Origin of the sequence: Tenacibaculum sp. A30 (assembly GCF_051200845.1) — a bacterium.
Lineage (GTDB): Bacteria > Bacteroidota > Bacteroidia > Flavobacteriales > Flavobacteriaceae > Polaribacter.
Genome location: NZ_CP195160.1, coordinates 391,546 through 409,871, shown reverse-complemented (window position 1 = coordinate 409,871; position 18,326 = coordinate 391,546). Strand labels below are relative to the sequence as shown.

Below are 18,326 nucleotides of genomic sequence, written 5' to 3'. Positions count from 1 at the left end.
TTATTTTAAAATTTTACTCACTAGGTGAGATATACGATTCAAATATTTGTACTTATTAAAATGTATCTTTAATAAAAATCACATACGCTTATTTGCGATTTGAATTAAAGGGCAAATTTACGTTTATTTCTTGATAAAAAAACAACGATATTAAAATGATGTTTATAAAGTATTAACACGTTCAACTTTTTGTACACCTTCTACTTTTTTCATGCTACCTATTAACTTCTCTAATTGGTTTTTATTTTTTACACTTAACGATAGTTTTCCATCAAAAACTCCATTATCTCCAGAGATGTTAATGCTATGGATAAAAACATCCATACTGTTAGAAATTATTTTGGTAATGTTGTTAACAATTCCTTTATTATCAATACCTGAAAGGTGTAAAATAGCAGTAAATTCTTGCTTAGTAGAATCAATCCATTTTGCAGGCATGATTCTGTAGGCGTAATTTGACTGTAAAGAAATTGCATTCGGACAATCATTTTTATGCACTTTAATTCCTTCATTAATAGTAACAAAACCAAAAACTTTATCACCAGGAATAGGAGAACAACATTTTGCTAGCGTGTAATCCAACGTTTGTTCTTCTTTACCAAAAACTAAAGCATCATATTTATTAGTAACTTCTTCTTTTTCTAAAATTTCTTTAGAAGGATTTCTACGGAAGGTATTTTTGATAAAGCCCATAAAGCTACTGCTTCTTTGAGCAACAAACTGTTTAAGTTGTGTATTATCTATAGCGCCATTACCTACACGATAAAATAAATCGAAGCTGGTTTTTAAACCGAAATAACTAGCAAGTTCATGTACTACCTTTTCGTTATAATTAATTTTTAAATGACGTAGTTTACGTTGTAAAATAGCTTTTCCTTCTTCAGCTATTTTCTTTTCTTCTGCTTTTAAGGCAGATTTAATTTTAGCACGTGCTCTGGCAGTTAACACAAAATCTAACCAACGCACATTCGGTTTGTTGTTAGCAGCAGTAAGAACTTCTACCTGATCACCACTTTTTAATTCATGACTTAAAGGCACTAATTTACCATTCACCTTTGCACCACGACATTTTAGCCCTACATCGGTATGTACAGAAAAGGCAAAATCTAGCGCAGAAGCTCCTTTAGGAAGTGATTTTAGTTCTCCTTTAGGAGTGAAAACATAAATTTCTTTAGCATAGAGATTAAGTTTAAAATCTTCAACAAAATCTACAGCATCTAAACTTTGGTTTTCTAAACTTTCTTTTAAACGGTTTAGCCAACCATCTAAACCATTTTCTTGAACATTTCCTTGTTTGTATTTAAAATGGGCAGCATATCCTTTTTCAGCAATTTCATCCATTCTATTTGAACGGATTTGTACTTCAACCCATTTTGCTAGTGGACCAATTACGGTAATGTGTAAAGCTTCGTATCCTGTAGATTTAGGCTGAGAAATCCAATCGCGTAAACGAGCAGGGTTTGGTTTGAAAAAGTCTGTTACAATAGAGTATATTTTCCAAGCATCAAATTTTTCATCACCCGAAGTAGGCTCATAAATAATTCGAATAGCAAATTTGTCGTAAACCTCGTCAAAAGTTACGTTTTGCTTACGCATTTTTCTACGAATAGAGAAAATTGATTTAAAACGTCCTTTTATATCGTAGTTAAATCCTTCTTTATCTAGAGCTTCTTTTAAAATACCAGTAAAGCTATCAATATACTTTTGTTGATCTTCTTTGCTTTCTTTGATTTTAGTTAAAATATCTTGATACACATCTGGCTCAGTGTATTTTAAACCTAAATCTTCCAACTCAGTTTTAATGTTGTATAAACCTAAACGGTGGGCAAGAGGCGCATAAATGTACAAGGTTTCAGATGCTATTTTTACCTGCTTATGAGGAGGCATCGAATCCATGGTTTGCATGTTGTGCAATCTATCCGCAATTTTGATCAAAATTACTCGAACATCATCATGTAATGTGAGTAACATTTTTCTGAAATTTTCTGCTTGTATAGAGTAGTCTTGCTCTTGTTTTAAATTCGATATTTTAGTTAAACCACTAACAATACGGGCAATGTTTTCTCCAAACAAACGCTCCATATCATCAATCGTATAATGTGTATCTTCAACAACATCGTGAAGTAAGGCTGCAGCAATAGAAGTAGCACCCAAACCTATTTCGTCAGCAACAATTTTAGCTACGGCAATAGGATGGTAAATATAAGGTTCTCCTGTTTTTCTTCGCTGTTTAGAATGTGCTTCTACAGCAATATCAAAAGCTTTACGAATCAGTTTTTTATCGTCTTCTGATAATGTTTGATACGTACCTTTTAATAATTTTTTATACCTACTAGCTATCTCTTTGTTCTCTTCTTCTATCGTTACATTATAACTCATACACTAAAAGCTCTTGTTTGTTTTATTATGATCTAAAATAAAAGTAGTACAAAGAATTATATTGAGCAAGTTTTGAGAGTAAATGTTTACGGTTAGTTTTTGCTTTTATAAACGATAATAACTACTAGAAGTAGAAATAATAATTATAGAGAAAAACTAAAAAAATGTGCTAAACTAGGTGTTGTTATTGTTTGTTTTTTCAAATTATTGATTTTTAATGGAATACAATTTAATAAGAGGTTTTTCTAGTTCAGTAGTTGTTGAAGTAGAAGTAAGCTGGTAAAACACGTAACTATATATTAAAATAATCTTAAAATTAGTAACATCTAGGTTTTTTCCTGTAAGAATATTTATAGATAAGGTATAAATTTGCGTTATAATTCAGAGGAGCTGACGTTACAGTATAAGTCCCCCTGAAATATCATTTAAAGATGATATTCGAACCTCCAGCATTAAAAAAAGCTGGAGGTTTTTTTCTTTTTAAGTTTTATTTTCTTGTTTGTTCTCCCATTCCCTGCGTAAATCGGTAGAAAGTTTTCCTGTTCCGTCATGTTTCCATCCAGGGGGTTTTATAAAATATAAAAGCCTTTTTCCAATAGAAGTTTTACTTTTAAATACATCGGTAAACATGTTGTACCATTCAATAAAAGCAACCTTTATAGGGTTATAGGTGTTAATATTTGTTACCAAACCATATATAGGTTTTTCAACTTCTGGTTCAAAAGTACCAAAGAGTTTATCCCAAATAATAAAAATTCCAGCGTGATTTCTGTCTAAATACTGTGGATTGGTAGCATGATGTACTCGGTGATGACTAGGCGTATTAAAAACAGCTTCAAACCATTTAGGCATTTTGTCAATCAATTCAGTATGAATCCAGTATTGATATAGTAAACTAATACTCATTTGAGTTAATATCATAAGAGGATGAAAACCAATAATAGCTAACGGAGCCCAAAAGATAAAGGTATAAAAGCTTCCAGACCATGTTTGACGTAAGGCAGTACTTAAATTGTATTTAGTTGAAGAATGATGTACTACGTGACTTGCCCAAAATAAACGGCTTTCATGTGCAATTCTGTGATTCCAATAATAAGCAAAATCTTCAGCAAATAATAAGATAATCCACGACCACCAAGCAAATGGAATGGTAAATAAACGATATTGATATAAAAAAACAAATACACCTAGAATAATTCCTTTAGTAAGCAATCCTACAAAAACATTACCCAATCCCATAGTAATTGAAGTAGCAGCATCTTTAAATTCATAATCTTCTAATTTCACTTTAACGGTTAAAATAACTTCAATAATTACTGTTATAATAAAGAAGGGAATTGCGTAATGAATTAGATTAGGGATTTCAGGAATTTGCATAAATAAGTTCGTCTAGTTACAAACATACACAAAATCATGAAATTATTTAAAGTTAAGAGTTTGTTTATGGATTTAAAAACAGTATATTTGCAGGCTTAAAAATAAATTTTAAATAATTTAATTATGAATCATTACGAAACTGTTTTCATTTTGAATCCCGTTTTATCTGAAACTCAGATAAAGGAAGCAGTAAAGAAGTTTGAGGACTACTTACTTTCTAAAGGTGCAGAAATGATTTCTAAAGAAGATTGGGGCTTAAAGAAGTTAGCTTACCCAATCGAGAAGAAAAAAAGTGGATTTTACCACTTATTTGAGTACAAAGTAGCAGGTGAAGCAATCGCTCCGTTTGAATTAGAGTTTAGACGTGACGATAGCGTTATGCGTTATTTAACTGTAAAGTTAGACAAACATGCTGCAGCTTGGGCTGAAAAGAGAAGAGAACGTGTTAAATCAGCAAAAAAGTAAGAAATGGCATCTATAGAACAACAAGCAAAAGGAAATAAGCAAGGAGAAGTACGTTACTTAACTCCGCTTGATATTGAAACTAAGAAAGAAGCTAAATACTGTCGTTTCAAGAAAAACGGTATTAAGTACATCGATTACAAAGATGCAGACTTCTTAATGTATTTAGTAAACGAGCAAGGTAAAATTTTACCAAGACGTTTAACAGGAACATCATTAAAATATCAACGTAAAGTGGCTCAAGCTATCAAAAGAGCTCGTCACTTAGCTTTAATGCCATACGTTGGAGATATGTTAAAATAATAAAGAAGTAGAAACATGGAATTGATATTAAAACAAGACGTAGAAAACTTAGGTTTTAAAGACGATATCGTAACTGTTAAGAATGGTTACGGACGTAACTACCTAATACCTCAAGGATATGCAATTTTAGCTACTTCTTCAGCTAAAAAAGTATTAGCAGAAAACTTAAAGCAACGTGCTTATAAAGAAGCTAAATTAATTGAAGATGCTAACAAGTTAGCTGAAACTATTAAAGGTTACGAATTAAAGATTGCTTCTAAAGTAGGTTCAGGTGATAAATTATTTGGTTCAGTTAACAACATTGATGTTGCAGAAGCTTTAGTAAAAGCTGGTACTGAAATCGATAAGAAATTCATCAAAGTTACTGGAGGTAACGTAAAAAGATTAGGAAAATACAACGCTGCTGTACGTTTACACAGAACTGTTGTAGCTGACATCGTATTTGAAGTAGTTGCTGAATAGTAACTAAATTGTTAAATACCTGTTAATAAAGTATAAATCCGCTCAGTCGAGCGGATTTTTTTATTTCTTAAATTATAGAGATATTAGATTTCCAGATGTTACCCCTACTAGTTATGTGCCTGATTATTAACAAGCTTCAATATATTTATTTACATCTAACTCAAACAAAACGTTTGGTTATGATTCAAGTTTATTATCTCAATGGCAAATGCAGTTAGGTTTACGATATATTTTCTAAATTAAAACTTTAATATACCTTAATTTAAATACAAAATGGCTTTCAAAATTAAAGGCTGTTTGTTATTTAGGGTGTTATTCTTATAGAAAAGGGGATTTTCCTATGATAATTATAAAATATTTCAATGATATTTGTAGTGTAAATAAAGATAGGGGACTTTAATTACAACGTTTTAAAATATAGTCTTTGAGGGGTTGATTATATTTTAAAAAAGCTCTGACCTTTTTGGGTCAGAGCTTTTAATTTTTATTATAATGTAATGTTTTCTTGATTTCTAAGAATATCTTCTATAGTTTCTCTTTTTCTAATTAAGTAATCTTTTCCTTTATAAATCATTACTTCAGCAGGTTTGTATCTAGAATTGTAGTTAGATGCCATCGAGAAACAATAAGCTCCTGCATTATGGAAACATAAAATATCTCCTTCAGAAATTTCATTAATTCTTCGGTTAGAACCAAAAGTGTCTGTTTCACAGATATAACCTACTACACTATAAAAACGTTCTCTTCCTTTCGGGTTAGAGATGTTTTCTATGTGATGGTATGAATTATAAAACATTGGGCGAATTAAATGATTTAAACCGCTATCAATACCAGCAAATACAGTAGACGTAGTTTGTTTAATCACATTTACTTTCGCTAAGAAATAACCAGCTTCACTAACTAAAAACTTTCCAGGTTCAAACATTAAAGTAACATCTTTACGATAATCTTTACAAAATTGATTAAATCTAACCGATAGTTTTTCTCCTAACTCTTCAATATTAGTAGAAATATCATCTTTTTTATAAGGAACTTTAAATCCACTACCAAAATCTACAAAATCGATATCTTTGAATTGCTTAGCTACGTCAAATAAAATTTCAGAAGCACGTAAAAAAGTATCAATGTCTAAAATATCAGAACCCGTATGCATGTGTATTCCATTAATATGCATTCCTGTATTTTCTACTACTCTTTTTATATGAGGTACTTGGTGAATTGAAATTCCAAATTTAGAATCGATATGTCCAACAGATATTTTACTATTTCCACCTGCCATAACATGTGGATTGATACGAATACACACAGGTATTGTTGGGTGCTTTTGTCCGAATAATTCTAAAATAGATAAATTATCAATGTTAATTTGAACACCTAACTTAGCAACATCTTCTATTTCTTGAAGAGAAACACCGTTAGGAGTGTAGATAATTTCATGAGGTTCAAACCCTGCTAATAAACCTAATTTTACTTCTTGAATAGAAACTGTATCTAATCCGCTATTAAGCTTATTAAACACCTTTAATATATTAATGTTAGATAACGCTTTTACGGCATAATTAATTTTTACATTTTTCACTTTTGAAAATGCAGAGGTAATCTTCTTGTATTGAGAAATGATTTTTTCAGTGTCGTAAACATACAAAGGAGACTGATACTTATCTGTCAACTTTAAAAGGTCTCGTCTATTCATTTAATTATTATTTGCCACAAAAATAGATAGGTGTTATTTTGCAAAAAATTAAATAAAAGAAATATACAAATTTGTGTTTTTTTGTGAAATAAGGGGTTTTTAAGATAGGTAAAAGGGAATTTTCCTGTTTCTAAGCTTTTTAAAAAGGTACATATTTGTGGTGAAATAAAGTTAAGGGGATTTATTTCAAAAACTATGATATTTTCTTTAAGGGGTAGATGATATCATTAAAAAAACTCTAGCTGCAGCTAGAGTTTTTAATTTTATAACGTAGTAATAGATTATTGGAATTTTACTGCTACTTTTTGAGCAATACCAACAATAACCTCACTAGCTTTTACAATACTTTCTGCAGGAACGTATTCATAACGTCCGTGGAAATTATGTCCACCAGCAAAAATGTTCGGACAAGGTAATCCTTTGTATGATAATTGAGAACCATCAGTACCACCACGAATAGGTTTGATTAACGGAGTAATTCCCATATCTTTCATTACCTCTTCAGCAATATCAACAATATGCATTACAGGAGTTACTTTTTCTTTCATGTTGAAATATTGATCTTTAATTTCAACAGAAACTAATTTTTGTCCACGTTTAGCATTCAACACTTCGGCTAAATCTAACATAGCTTGCTTACGGTTATTGAATTGATTCATGTCGTGATCTCTAATAATATAGTGTAAAGTTGTTTTTTCAACTTCACCTTGCATGTGGTGTAAATGGAAGAAACCTTCATAACCAGTAGTTTTTTCTGGCACTTCATCTTCAGGTAAAGCATTGATGTACTCACTAGCAATTAACATAGAGTTGATCATTTTTCCTTTCGCGTAACCTGGGTGTACAATTTTACCATTAATAATAACTGTTGCTCCAGCAGCATTAAAGTTTTCGTACTCTAATTCTCCAATCTGACTTCCGTCCATAGTGTAAGCCCATTCTGCACCAAATTTTTCAACATCAAACATGTGAGCTCCTTTACCAACTTCTTCATCAGGAGTAAAGCAAATACGGATTTTACCGTGCTTAATTTCTGGGTGTTGGATTAAGTATTCCATCGCTGAAACGATCTCCGTAACCCCAGCCTTATCATCAGCACCTAATAAAGTAGTACCGTCAGTAGTAATAATTGTTTGACCTTTGTATTGTAATAAATCCTCGAAATAATCAGGAGATAAAACGATGTTTTCTTCCTTGTTTAATAAGATGTCTTTACCGTCGTAATTCTCATGAATTTGAGGTTTAACATTGGCTCCTGTAAAATCTGGACTAGTATCTATATGAGCAACAAAACCAATAGTTGGCACTTCGTAATCTAAATTACTAGGTAACGTTGCCATTAAATAACAATTCTCATCTAATTCAACATCTTCCATTCCTATTTCCTTCAATTCTTTTTCAAGAACTTTGGCTAAGTCCCATTGTTTTTCAGTACTAGGAAAAGCAGGATTGTTAGGATCACTTTCAGTATCAATAGTTACATACTTAATAAATCGGTCAATTATATGTTGTTTGTTCATCGTAGTATTTTTAAAGCCTCAAAAATAGCTATTTCAAATGTATTTAGTGAAGTGAAATAAGATGAATTTATGTTAATATTCATTTTTAAAATAAGCAATCAATAAATCGACAACATAGCTATACGATTGTATTCCTTTTGATTGATTGTTGGCTTTTAAATAAGAATTGTACCCTTTTTTTAGGTAAGGTTCAATAGGGTTTTTAAATTGTTGCCAATGTACGTAACTAGCTTTATAATCTTTATAAACACCTTCATTTAACGTTTTAGCCAGTTCTTTCCCTAATTCTTTATCTCTTTTATACACTTGACGAATACAATAGTTGTAAGCCATACGGTAACCAGAATATTTAAAGTAGAGGTCATCATTTGCTACAGAAGCTAAAAACCCCACAAAATTAGCATCATTTTCTGCTGCCCAGCCAATTTGGTGTGCTATTTCATGACAGGTAGTAGCTGGATAACCTGTTTTAGGAATCATATCATTTACTTGAGCCTCACCGGTTAATGGATTAAGGTATCCTGAAGTTCCATTGTACGATTGAAATAAACTTACCAAAGAACTTTTTATTGATGAAGTTTGATAGTTTAACTGTGGGTAAATGGCTGATAACGATTTAAAACCATTAGGAGCCAATTTATATATTTCTTTTTGAGAATAAGGAACGACCACTTTTACAGAATCGTTAGAGGTAATTTGTAGGTGAACAGCGTTTAATTCTTTAATAATATGTTCTGTTGTAGAAACTAATTCTTCGGTAGTGTAGTTGGATTGCTGTAAGCCTAAATTCTTAGCTAAGGGCTCTCTAAAATAATTCAAACCCCAAAAAGCATAAAAACAACAATAAATAATTGATAGAATCGCTGTGGATTTTATTAAATTAGGAAGCGTGTTTTTAAAACGTTTTTTTATGACTTCGTATATTTTTTTTAGGAATAAAAAAAGGAATATAAAACCTAACACATCACCAACAGAAAAAGGAATCCAACCAAAAAAAACACGAAAAAACCTAGAAAAATAAGGGTAGACACCAGTGCTATAATAGTGTTCAATCCATTGCGGATTTTGGCGTAAAATTTGCACTAAAATTATCTGAATTGGAAGTGCTAACGCAATGTAAATATATTTTTTTTGATGGCTCATACGTCCAAAAATAAGAAAGTTGATACGTTATCAACAAGTTAATAACAGTTTTGTTTACAAAATTTGTGCAAAAAGAAATTTAAGTAATGCTCCTACAAATATCATCTTAATAATATACATTTGCTGACATGGAAAGAACCCAATCTCTAAAAGGAACAAAAATTGATAAAGCTAGAATTATTAGCTTAGAAAAAGGAAAATTACCACCGCAAGCCTTAGAATTAGAAGAAGCTGTTTTAGGAGCTATGATGATTGATAAAAAGGGTATTGATGAAGTAATTGATATTTTGCATCCTGAGGCTTTCTATGACAAAAGACACCAAGAAATTTATGCAGCAATCTATGCTTTATTTCAAAATTCAGAACCAATCGATTTACTTTCGGTTTCTAATCAGTTAAAAAAGAACGGGAAGTTAGATATAGCAGGAGGAGATTTTTATTTAATTGGATTAACGCAAAAAGTAGCCTCTTCAGCGCACATTGAGTTTCATTCGAGAATTATTCTTGAAAAATACATTCAAAGAAGATTAATAACCATTTCTTCAGAAATTATCGAAAATGCCTATGATGAAACCATGGATGTTTTTGATTTATTAGATGATGCCGAAGGAAAACTATTCGAAGTTACACAAGGAAACTTAAAAAAGGGAGCAGAGAGAGCCGATTCGTTAGTACAACAATCCATTAATAAAATCCAGGAGATTTCTACCAAAGAAGGAATGAGTGGTTTGGCAACTGGTTTTACCAAATTAGACGCACTTACCTCTGGTTGGCAGCCTACCGATTTAATTATTATTGCTGCACGTCCTGGTATGGGTAAAACGGCATTCGTAATTTCGATGGCTAAAAATATGGCGATAGATTTCGGACATCCTGTAGCATTATTTTCGTTAGAGATGTCTTCGGTACAGTTAATTACGCGTATGATTTCTTCGGAAACAGGATTAACTTCTGAAAAATTACGTAAAGGAAATTTAGAACCACACGAATGGGAGCAATTAAACGTAAAAGTTAAAAATCTTTCAGAAGCGCCTATTTTTATTGATGATACACCTGCCTTGTCCATTTTCGATTTACGTGCTAAAGCGCGTCGTTTGGTGTCGCAACACGGAGTTAAAATATTAATTATTGATTACTTACAGTTAATGACAGCTGGAGGAGCAGGAGGTAACCGTGAACAGGAAATTTCTACGATTTCACGTAACTTAAAAGCTTTAGGTAAGGAATTAAATGTACCTGTAATTGCACTTTCTCAGTTATCGCGTGCGGTTGAAACTCGTGGAGGAAGTAAACGTCCGTTACTATCCGATCTTCGTGAATCGGGAGCAATTGAGCAAGATGCCGATATTGTATCGTTTATTTATCGTCCTGAATATTATGGTATGACAGAATGGGATGATGATGATCACTCACCATGTGAAGGTCAAGGAGAGTTTATTGTAGCAAAACACCGTAACGGTGGATTGGACAATATCCGTTTGAAGTTTACAGGACACTTAGCAAAATTCTCAGATTTAGAAGAAGGGTTTAGTAGTGAATTCCAATCGAGCATGAACTCTGGATTTAACGATGAAGTAGCATCTAGTAACTTCGCTTCACCAGAAGATGCTTTTGGTCCGAGTGACGATGATGTTCCGTTTTAGACTTTAAATAAAACTTAAAATATGATAGAATACACAATTGCTAAAAAGTAATTGTGTATTTTAGTTTTTTAAATGAAGCAATTTACATACATACTCACTTTTTTCTTGTTCTCAAACACGATTTGGGCTTCCTTTATTTATGTGCCAATGAGTAATGAAAATCAGAAAAATCATTTAAAGGCGTATGGAATTGTGTATTATGTACTCCAAAATGGATTAAAAGCAAAATGGTTGTTAAATTATGATGGTGGCGCTTTTTTAATTGAAAACAACGAAGCGGTTGAAAATGAGTGTAAAATCCGAGGTGTTTCCTATCAAATTATTTCAGATGCTAAATCACAGTTAATTTTAGAAGAAATTTCTTCACCTTCAAAAAATCAAGAAGCGGTAACTTTAGAAAAAGCTCCGAAAATAGCGGTGTATTCTCCTAAAGATAAAATGCCTTGGGACGATGCGGTAACCATGGTGTTGACCTATGCAGAAATTCCTTTTGATGTAGTATACGATGAAGAAGTATTAAATGATAAACTGTTATTGTATGAATGGCTACACTTGCATCATGAGGATTTTACAGGACAATATGGACGATTTTATGGAGCTTTTAGAACCGCACCTTGGTATATCCAACAAAAGAAAGATGCAGAAGCCTTAGCCAAGAAACTAGGATACAATAAAGTGTCAGAAGAAAAAGGAGCTGTAGCCAAGAAAATACGTGATTATGTAGTTGGTGGTGGATTTATGTTTGCCATGTGCTCAGCAACCGATAGTTTTGATATTGCCTTAGCAGCAGATGGGGTAGATATTTGTGAAGCAATGTTTGATGGTGATGCCTCAGAGCCTAGTTATCAATCTAAAATAGATTTTAATAAAACCTTTGCTTTTAAAAATTTTGAGCTGATTCGTAATCCGACTACGTATGAATTTTCTACTATAGATATGACTCGAAAAAGGAGAATTAATAAAGAAGTAGATTATTTTACGTTGAAAGAGTTTTCAGCCAAATGGGATCAAGTTCCAACTATGCTTACTCAAAACCATACCATGCTGGTAAAAGGTTTTATGGGGCAAACGACTTCATTTGATCCAAATACTATAAAATCGACTATTGTTGTTTTGGGAGAAAACAAAACCAACAAAGAAGGCAGGTATATTCATGGAACGAAAGGGAAAGGAATGTTTACTTTTTATGGAGGTCACGATCCTGAAGATTACCAACATAGGGTAGGAGATCCGAAAACAGAATTAGATTTACATCCAACTTCTCCAGGATATCGTTTAATATTAAACAATGTATTATTTCCTGCAGCTAAGAAGAAAAAGCAAAAAACGTAAGTATTATTTAGAGATGAAATTCTAAATTAGGTAGAATCTTTAGTAAATATCAATACTTAGATTACATTTCAGGTAATGTGAAATTTTTCCAAAAATTAGTATTTATTTCGGTATCATTTAAAACAGTGTTTATTTTTTCATTTTCATAATTCTCGTAAGAAATTTCTTTAACATCATTTAATTCAAAATCAAATAAATAACTTTTAGAATTAAAGCTAGAGTTTATTGTTTTTTTACTGTTAAAAGTGACTTCACTATAATTTTTATAATCAAAATTACTAACATAGTACTTATTCTCAATTTTTTTATTGAAAACAGCTATGCTTTGTTCTTTTAATTTTATATCAATAATGTTCCTATGTTTAGTCTTATTAAGATAATAATCTAAATCATTATTTTTAAGAATACCTTCCCATTTTTCAATAATTTTGGCTATCGAAAAATCATTTTTTCTTATGTAAATTGATCCAAAATAGGCTGTAGGATAAGATTTATTAGTGAAATTCCAGTCATCTTTTTCGGTTTTAAATGAAATAATATAATATTGTTCCTCTTCTTTTTTGTTGGTTGTAGCAAAATTTAAAGTAAATTTTTTATGCTTTCTTTTATGCAAAATGTTGGCATATTGTATTGGATTTTCTCTATAGGCAAAAAGTTGAGAAGTATATTTTAAGGTATTGGTTGTGTCTTTTGTTATCCAATTAACACTTTCTAACCCTAAAGTAGTTATGTATTCTTGTCTATACCCAAAACTAAACTCTTTGGCTACAAGTTCTAACTCAAAAATATTAATATCATTTTTATTAGAAAGTATTTTGCTGTAGCGTTTATAATTATGTGGATGCGTAGGGTGGTTTTCTTCTAGTTTTGAAATTACTTCTTTCAGTATAGATTCGGGCGATCTTTTAGTTGTTATAATAACTTCATTTAAAATATCAAAAGAGTTTTCTAACAAAACTTTAGGGGCAATATTCTTTAAAACAATTTTCTTTGTTTCAATACCAATTCCACTAAAAACAATTGTATCATTTAAGTGACTGGTTAGATACGGAAATTCTATTTCACCATTTTCATTAGAAATTCTGTAAATCTGTCTTTTAACATTAGAAATATTTACAAAGGGTATAATTTCTTTATTCTTTTCATCTATCGTAATAGTTGATACGTATTGGTAATCTTCTGTTTTAGTGGTGTTTTGAGCATTTACATTTATAAAATGCAAGAGTAAAAGGAGTAATAATTTTTTCATAGTAAAATGTTTCGTTGTTAATTAAAACAATAGTATAATTTTGAAAATGTGTTTTTGTTAATAAAAACCAAATTAACAATACTTTATAAACTTCAAGTTTTTTTCAAATCTCTAAGTTGATTTTGTACATTTGTGGGCATAAAACAAAACAATAATGCCAACAACACAACAATTACAAGATTTTACACAACAAGTTCGTAGAGATATTGTACGAATGGTACATGCTGTAAATTCAGGACACCCAGGAGGTTCTTTAGGATGTGCAGAATTTTTCACTTGTTTGTATCAAGAAATTATGGATTATTCTACCGATTTTACCATGGACGGTACAAATGAAGATTTATTTTTCTTGTCAAACGGACATATTTCACCTGTATATTATAGTGTACTAGCTCATAGCGGATTTTTCCCTGTAGCTGAGTTGGCAACTTTTAGAAAGTTAGACTCTCGTTTACAAGGTCACCCAACTACGCACGAAGCCTTACCAGGTATTCGTATTGCCTCAGGATCGTTAGGACAAGGAATGAGTGTTGCTATCGGTGCTGCTGAAGCAAAAAAGTTAAATGGAGACGATAAAATTGTATATTCATTACATGGTGATGGAGAGTTACAAGAAGGTCAAATTTGGGAAGCTGCTATGTATGCTTCTGCCAAAAAGGTTGATAACTTAATTTCTACAGTTGATTTAAACGAAAAACAAATCGATGGTTCTACTGATGAAGTATTACCTATGGGAAGTTTAAAAGCTAAGTTTGAAGCTTTTGGATGGGATGTTGTAGAAATCAAAGAAGGAAACAATGTTGAAGCTATTTTAGCAGGAATGGCAGAAGCAAAATCTCGCACAGGAAACGGAAAGCCAGTTTGTGTATTATTACGTACTGAAATGGGGAATGGTGTAGATTTTATGATGCACACTCACGCGTGGCATGGTAAAGCACCAAATGATGAACAATTAGCATCTGCTTTAGCTCAAAACCCTGAAACATTAGGAGATTACTAAATTACAGATAATTTATAGATTAAAAACGCCATTACAAACTACGTAATGGCGTTTTTATTTTATGAATTTCTTTACATATAAACGTAAGTAATACCGTAAATTTACGTCATTAACTATATTCTAAACTTAAAAATAATCAAACAGTAAACATGAAAATAGGAATTGTATGTTATCCAACCTTTGGTGGAAGTGGTGTTGTAGCAACTGAATTAGGAATGGCTCTTGCTGATAAAGGTCACGAAGTACATTTTATAACTTACAATCAACCTGTTCGATTAGATTTCTTTTCACACCGTTTACACTTTCATGAAGTTGTTTTAGAAGAATATCCACTATTTCAATATCAACCTTACGAATTGGCTTTGTCTAGTAAAATGGTAGAGGTAGTAGCAAAATATGAGCTTGAAGTTTTACATGTACATTATGCTATTCCACATGCCTATGCAGCTTATATGGCAAAAAAAATGTTAGAAGATAAAGGTATTGATGTAAAGGTGGTAACAACGTTACATGGTACTGATATTACTTTGGTAGGAAGTCATCCAACCTATAAAACAGCGGTAGAGTTTAGCATCAATAAATCTGATGAAGTTACGGCAGTTTCTAACAGTTTAAAAGAAGATACCCTTCGTTTATTTAATATTGAAAAAGATATTAAAGTTGTCTATAATTTTATTGATGGTGAAAAGTATGATAAAGCGCATGAAGGAGAGTGTAAAAGAGAAGCACTAGCGAAACCACATGAACGAATTTTAACACATATTAGTAATTTTCGTCCTGTAAAACGTACCGATGATGTAATTCGAATTTTTAATAAAGTTCAAAAAGAAATTCCTTCAAAATTATTAATGGTTGGTGATGGACCAGAACGTTTAAAAGCTGAAAACTTAGCGAAAAAACTAAAAATAGAAGATAAAGTACTATTTATGGGAAATAGTACCGAAGTAGCTAAAATTTTATGTTATACCGATGTGTTTTTATTGCCTTCGGAAACAGAAAGCTTCGGATTGGCAGCTTTAGAAGCTATGGCGGCAAGCACGCCAGTAATTTCTACCAATACAGGCGGGTTATCAGAAGTAAATATTCAAGGAGAAACAGGTTTTTTAAGTGATTTGGGTAATATTGATGAAATGGCAAATAATGCTATTAGCATTTTAAAAGATGAAGCTGTTTTAAATCAATTTAAAGAAAATGCGAAAGAACATATTAAATCCTTTTCATTAGAAAATATTTTACCTGTGTATGAAGACATTTATAAAAGTTGCTCTAAAAAAGCGGTAGACATAAGAAAAGCAGGAGTTTAACCTGCTTTTTAAAAACTATCTACTATTTATTATTCTACTTCTTCTAACTTTTTAACGAATATGGCATCATTTAAAATCATATCTCGTTGAGATTTGATTAAGTTTAAAGTAGATTCTGGTAAATGTAACTCCGAGTTAATAACTTCGTTATACTCTTCTAGAGCTGCTTTTTCTCCTCTTAAAGCTTCTTCTAGCATAGCTTCTTCGTCTTCATTAGAAAAAAAAGCTTTGGTGTCCATCCACATTCTGTGGGCTTTACCAGTAATACTTCCGCCTTTATCAGGTTTTTGGTTAAAAGATGTTATTTCTGCTTTAAGTTCTTTTCCAAAATCTTTACGTTCATTAGCTCTTCGATTAAAAAAGTTTGTTAAAGATTCACTTTTAACATTATTTGCAGCTGTTTCATAACCTTTAACAGCATCATAATTCTTTTCTAAAAGGTTATTTAATTTTTCGGCAACTTCTTGTGTGTAACTATACATAATTTAAGATATTTTAATGTTAAGAGTATGTTCTTTTTTGATGCTTACTCATTTTGCATCAATGCTATTCATTGTATTTTTTTGATGTAAAAAAAGATACTAGTAAAACAACTATACCTAAACCAAGTGTTATATAAGCATCTTTGTTGTTTTGTTCTGTAAATTCTGCGATTCCTATATCAACAGATGCCTCTGGAGATACAATTTTAAATACTCCATATAGTGTTAATACTACACCTATTACTATTAGAATTAATTTTATAGTCTTGTTCATTTTTTTGGTTTTTATTAATTATTATTAAAATTGGTATCTAATACCTAATGCGATATCTAAATCTAAATCATCACTATAATCATTGGTTAAACCTAACTCAGGTCTAACATCAAGTGAGATTACCCAAGGGGCATCAAAATTATATTCAATACCAACATCACCAGCAACTAAAGCAAAAATCCCATCGTTATTAGGTGTTTCATACGATCCAACACCTGCACCCGCACCAATAAACCAATTAAATCTTCCGTCTAATTTATTCACCCATTGGTATAAACCAACTAATTTAAATGCATCTACATTGTTAGAGTTTCTAAACCCTAAATCAAATTCTAATCGATTATTTTCTTTTAAATAATGTTGATATGAGATTTCACCTCCAAATCCGTCATTATCACCTAATCTAACACCTAATGCATTTTTAGATATCTGTTGAGCTGATGCTCCAATTGTAAAGAATAATAATGCTCCTGCTATTGCTGTCTTTAATAATTTCATTTTTATGTGTTTTAATATTATACCACAAAATTATATGAAGATAAGAGTTTGCATTTGCTCATATCTTTTTAATCTTTGCTCATTTACAACAAAATGTTTATTTTTTTTATTTAATTATTAAACAAAAAGTATTAATTTTATTGCATACAGCTATAGCATGACTACAATTAATATTACTGCTAAAGATACCAAGGGTACAGTTGAGCAAATTCGAGAAGTAATAGGTGGTACTATTACCGAACGATGGGGTGAGTACATTTTAAATGTTGATAGTGAATTTGCCAAAGGAACTATTACTTTTTTAACTTTTAGTTGGGGTGGAAGCTCACTTCAATACGACATTACTTTTTTAGACGATGTAACACTTGTAAAAGACGCTTCAGAATTTAACCCAATTCTTTTTAATTATACAGTAGAAGGACACAGTTATCACAGGTTTGAACTAGAAAACAAAAAGAGAAAGCTAGATCAATACCAATCTGTTATTATTACTAGTAAAGATGGTGGATATAATTATATGTATTTACAAAAAAATATAAAACTTAAAATCCATCAGATACAAATAAATAGGGTAAAGTTTTTAAAGAAGCGTTTAAACGATGCTTCTTTATTGAATAAGAGACTTTATGAAGTTTTTCACGATCAACAGCATGAAAATGTTTTTGCTTATTTTGGAACCTATAATTTAAAATTAGCAAATCTAGTAAAGCAATATAATAAGATTAAACAAAAGGGAATGATTCGTATTTTGATAAAAGAAGGTATTGTATACCAAATTTTATCAGAGCACATGTTGCAACACAATAAAGATGTTAAAAGAAAAAGAAAACCAGAAACTACTTTAACAAAAAAAGAAATTAGTTTGATTAGAAAAACAGGTCAAAAAATTCTTAATAATGTTGCAGAAGAATATAATGTAGAAGAATTAGCTAATGAAATTGGACTAACGCAGGCTAAATTGCAAGAAGGTTTTAAATTGTTGTTTTCTAGAACTGTGATAGAATATATTAGACACGTACGCTTAGAGAAAGCTCGAGATTTAATGAACTCAACAGATTATAACATCTCACAAATTGTATATTCGATAGGATTTTCAAGCAGAAGTTATTTTTCTAAAATATTTAAACGTAAATACGGAATTAGCCCCAGTGAATTTTTAAAAAACAAGCAAGAAATTAGTGCAGTTAAAATAGCTTAACAAAGAA

17 protein-coding genes are annotated in these 18,326 nt (G+C 31.1%); 8 read left to right on the top strand and 9 right to left on the bottom strand.

Going from position 1 to position 18,326, the window contains the following annotated elements:
- Positions 1-162 precede the first annotated feature (162 nt).
- Positions 163-2,379 (bottom strand): RelA/SpoT family protein, encoded by a 2,217-nt coding sequence (locus ACR9ES_RS01930; protein WP_299001641.1) that lies wholly within the window; start codon positions 2,377-2,379, stop codon positions 163-165.
- A gap of 480 nt (positions 2,380-2,859) precedes the next feature.
- Positions 2,860-3,756 carry a sterol desaturase family protein gene (locus ACR9ES_RS01925; RefSeq protein ID WP_435254889.1) on the bottom strand — a complete coding sequence of 299 codons (897 nt, stop codon included), beginning with the start codon at positions 3,754-3,756 and terminating at the stop codon, positions 2,860-2,862.
- 123 nt (positions 3,757-3,879) lie between these two features.
- On the opposite strand from ACR9ES_RS01925, the gene rpsF reads away from it, so the two are divergent.
- The 3 genes from rpsF to rplI are packed head-to-tail and all read left to right on the top strand — an operon-like array spanning position 3,880 to position 4,983.
- Positions 3,880-4,221, top strand: coding sequence for a 30S ribosomal protein S6 (rpsF, locus tag ACR9ES_RS01920; RefSeq protein ID WP_028892049.1), 342 nt, complete (start codon positions 3,880-3,882; stop codon positions 4,219-4,221).
- Between the two features lie 3 nt (positions 4,222-4,224).
- Positions 4,225-4,521 carry a 30S ribosomal protein S18 gene (rpsR, locus tag ACR9ES_RS01915; RefSeq protein ID WP_028892048.1) on the top strand — a complete coding sequence of 99 codons (297 nt, stop codon included), beginning with the start codon at positions 4,225-4,227 and terminating at the stop codon, positions 4,519-4,521.
- A 15-nt stretch (positions 4,522-4,536) separates the two neighbouring features.
- The gene (gene rplI, locus ACR9ES_RS01910; protein ID WP_274635017.1) at positions 4,537-4,983 is read left to right on the top strand and encodes a 50S ribosomal protein L9; all 447 of its coding nucleotides are present in this window, start codon (positions 4,537-4,539) and stop codon (positions 4,981-4,983) included.
- Between the two features lie 487 nt (positions 4,984-5,470).
- Here rplI and lysA read toward each other — a convergent pair whose 3' ends face one another.
- The 3 genes from lysA to ACR9ES_RS01895 form a co-directional block, all read right to left on the bottom strand.
- Positions 5,471-6,676 (bottom strand): diaminopimelate decarboxylase, encoded by a 1,206-nt coding sequence (gene lysA, locus ACR9ES_RS01905; RefSeq protein ID WP_435254888.1) that lies wholly within the window; start codon positions 6,674-6,676, stop codon positions 5,471-5,473.
- A 281-nt stretch (positions 6,677-6,957) separates the two neighbouring features.
- Complete coding sequence (gene pepT, locus ACR9ES_RS01900; protein ID WP_435254887.1) at positions 6,958-8,196, bottom strand: peptidase T; 1,239 nt, start codon at positions 8,194-8,196, stop codon at positions 6,958-6,960.
- A 72-nt stretch (positions 8,197-8,268) separates the two neighbouring features.
- On the bottom strand, positions 8,269-9,339 hold the full coding sequence (locus tag ACR9ES_RS01895) for a DUF3810 domain-containing protein (protein WP_435254886.1): 1,071 nt from the start codon (positions 9,337-9,339) through the stop codon (positions 8,269-8,271).
- A 128-nt stretch (positions 9,340-9,467) separates the two neighbouring features.
- Here ACR9ES_RS01895 and dnaB point away from each other — a divergent pair, with 128 nt between their 5' ends.
- Positions 9,468-10,982, top strand: a complete 1,515-nt coding sequence (dnaB, locus tag ACR9ES_RS01890) for a replicative DNA helicase (RefSeq protein ID WP_274635283.1) — start codon at positions 9,468-9,470, stop codon at positions 10,980-10,982.
- A 147-nt stretch (positions 10,983-11,129) separates the two neighbouring features.
- The gene (locus tag ACR9ES_RS01885; protein ID WP_435255612.1) at positions 11,130-12,314 is read left to right on the top strand and encodes an asparagine synthetase B; all 1,185 of its coding nucleotides are present in this window, start codon (positions 11,130-11,132) and stop codon (positions 12,312-12,314) included.
- Positions 12,315-12,375: 61 nt separating this feature from the next.
- On the opposite strand, the gene ACR9ES_RS01880 is transcribed toward ACR9ES_RS01885, so the two are convergent.
- Complete coding sequence (locus ACR9ES_RS01880; protein WP_435254885.1) at positions 12,376-13,563, bottom strand: hypothetical protein; 1,188 nt, start codon at positions 13,561-13,563, stop codon at positions 12,376-12,378.
- Between the two features lie 154 nt (positions 13,564-13,717).
- Between ACR9ES_RS01880 and ACR9ES_RS01875 the strand changes: the two genes are divergently transcribed.
- Complete coding sequence (locus tag ACR9ES_RS01875) at positions 13,718-14,563, top strand: transketolase (RefSeq protein ID WP_435254884.1); 846 nt, start codon at positions 13,718-13,720, stop codon at positions 14,561-14,563.
- Between the two features lie 149 nt (positions 14,564-14,712).
- Positions 14,713-15,867 (top strand): N-acetyl-alpha-D-glucosaminyl L-malate synthase BshA, encoded by a 1,155-nt coding sequence (bshA, locus tag ACR9ES_RS01870; protein ID WP_435254883.1) that lies wholly within the window; start codon positions 14,713-14,715, stop codon positions 15,865-15,867.
- Positions 15,868-15,896: 29 nt separating this feature from the next.
- Here the strand turns inward: bshA and ACR9ES_RS01865 are convergent, their stop codons facing one another.
- The 3 genes from ACR9ES_RS01865 to ACR9ES_RS01855 all read right to left on the bottom strand — a co-directional run bounded on the left by ACR9ES_RS01865 (position 15,897) and on the right by ACR9ES_RS01855 (position 17,121).
- On the bottom strand, positions 15,897-16,349 hold the full coding sequence (locus ACR9ES_RS01865) for a ferritin-like domain-containing protein (RefSeq protein WP_274635287.1): 453 nt from the start codon (positions 16,347-16,349) through the stop codon (positions 15,897-15,899).
- A gap of 64 nt (positions 16,350-16,413) precedes the next feature.
- Positions 16,414-16,623 (bottom strand): hypothetical protein, encoded by a 210-nt coding sequence (locus tag ACR9ES_RS01860; protein WP_435254882.1) that lies wholly within the window; start codon positions 16,621-16,623, stop codon positions 16,414-16,416.
- Positions 16,624-16,647: 24 nt separating this feature from the next.
- The gene (locus tag ACR9ES_RS01855; RefSeq protein ID WP_299001644.1) at positions 16,648-17,121 is read right to left on the bottom strand and encodes a hypothetical protein; all 474 of its coding nucleotides are present in this window, start codon (positions 17,119-17,121) and stop codon (positions 16,648-16,650) included.
- 157 nt (positions 17,122-17,278) lie between these two features.
- Here ACR9ES_RS01855 and ACR9ES_RS01850 point away from each other — a divergent pair, with 157 nt between their 5' ends.
- On the top strand, positions 17,279-18,319 hold the full coding sequence (locus tag ACR9ES_RS01850; protein WP_435254881.1) for a helix-turn-helix domain-containing protein: 1,041 nt from the start codon (positions 17,279-17,281) through the stop codon (positions 18,317-18,319).
- Positions 18,320-18,326: the final 7 nt, after the last annotated feature.

Excerpts from the sequence above, each read along its gene's own strand:
- rpsF (WP_028892049.1), top strand. The coding sequence starts at position 3,880 with ATGAATCATTACGAAACTGTTTTCATTTTGAATCCCGTTTTATCTGAA.
- ACR9ES_RS01895 (WP_435254886.1), bottom strand. The coding sequence starts at position 9,339 with ATGAGCCATCAAAAAAAATATATTTACATTGCGTTAGCACTTCCAATT.
- ACR9ES_RS01880 (WP_435254885.1), bottom strand. The coding sequence starts at position 13,563 with ATGAAAAAATTATTACTCCTTTTACTCTTGCATTTTATAAATGTAAAT.
- ACR9ES_RS01930 (WP_299001641.1), bottom strand. The coding sequence starts at position 2,379 with ATGAGTTATAATGTAACGATAGAAGAAGAGAACAAAGAGATAGCTAGT.
- dnaB (WP_274635283.1), top strand. The coding sequence starts at position 9,468 with ATGGAAAGAACCCAATCTCTAAAAGGAACAAAAATTGATAAAGCTAGA.
- ACR9ES_RS01865 (WP_274635287.1), bottom strand. The coding sequence starts at position 16,349 with ATGTATAGTTACACACAAGAAGTTGCCGAAAAATTAAATAACCTTTTA.
- lysA (WP_435254888.1), bottom strand. The coding sequence starts at position 6,676 with ATGAATAGACGAGACCTTTTAAAGTTGACAGATAAGTATCAGTCTCCT.
- ACR9ES_RS01875 (WP_435254884.1), top strand. The coding sequence starts at position 13,718 with ATGCCAACAACACAACAATTACAAGATTTTACACAACAAGTTCGTAGA.
- bshA (WP_435254883.1), top strand. The coding sequence starts at position 14,713 with ATGAAAATAGGAATTGTATGTTATCCAACCTTTGGTGGAAGTGGTGTT.
- ACR9ES_RS01925 (WP_435254889.1), bottom strand. The coding sequence starts at position 3,756 with ATGCAAATTCCTGAAATCCCTAATCTAATTCATTACGCAATTCCCTTC.
- ACR9ES_RS01855 (WP_299001644.1), bottom strand. The coding sequence starts at position 17,121 with ATGAAATTATTAAAGACAGCAATAGCAGGAGCATTATTATTCTTTACA.
- rpsR (WP_028892048.1), top strand. The coding sequence starts at position 4,225 with ATGGCATCTATAGAACAACAAGCAAAAGGAAATAAGCAAGGAGAAGTA.
- pepT (WP_435254887.1), bottom strand. The coding sequence starts at position 8,196 with ATGAACAAACAACATATAATTGACCGATTTATTAAGTATGTAACTATT.
- rplI (WP_274635017.1), top strand. The coding sequence starts at position 4,537 with ATGGAATTGATATTAAAACAAGACGTAGAAAACTTAGGTTTTAAAGAC.
- ACR9ES_RS01885 (WP_435255612.1), top strand. The coding sequence starts at position 11,130 with ATGAGTAATGAAAATCAGAAAAATCATTTAAAGGCGTATGGAATTGTG.
- ACR9ES_RS01850 (WP_435254881.1), top strand. The coding sequence starts at position 17,279 with ATGACTACAATTAATATTACTGCTAAAGATACCAAGGGTACAGTTGAG.
- ACR9ES_RS01860 (WP_435254882.1), bottom strand. The coding sequence starts at position 16,623 with ATGAACAAGACTATAAAATTAATTCTAATAGTAATAGGTGTAGTATTA.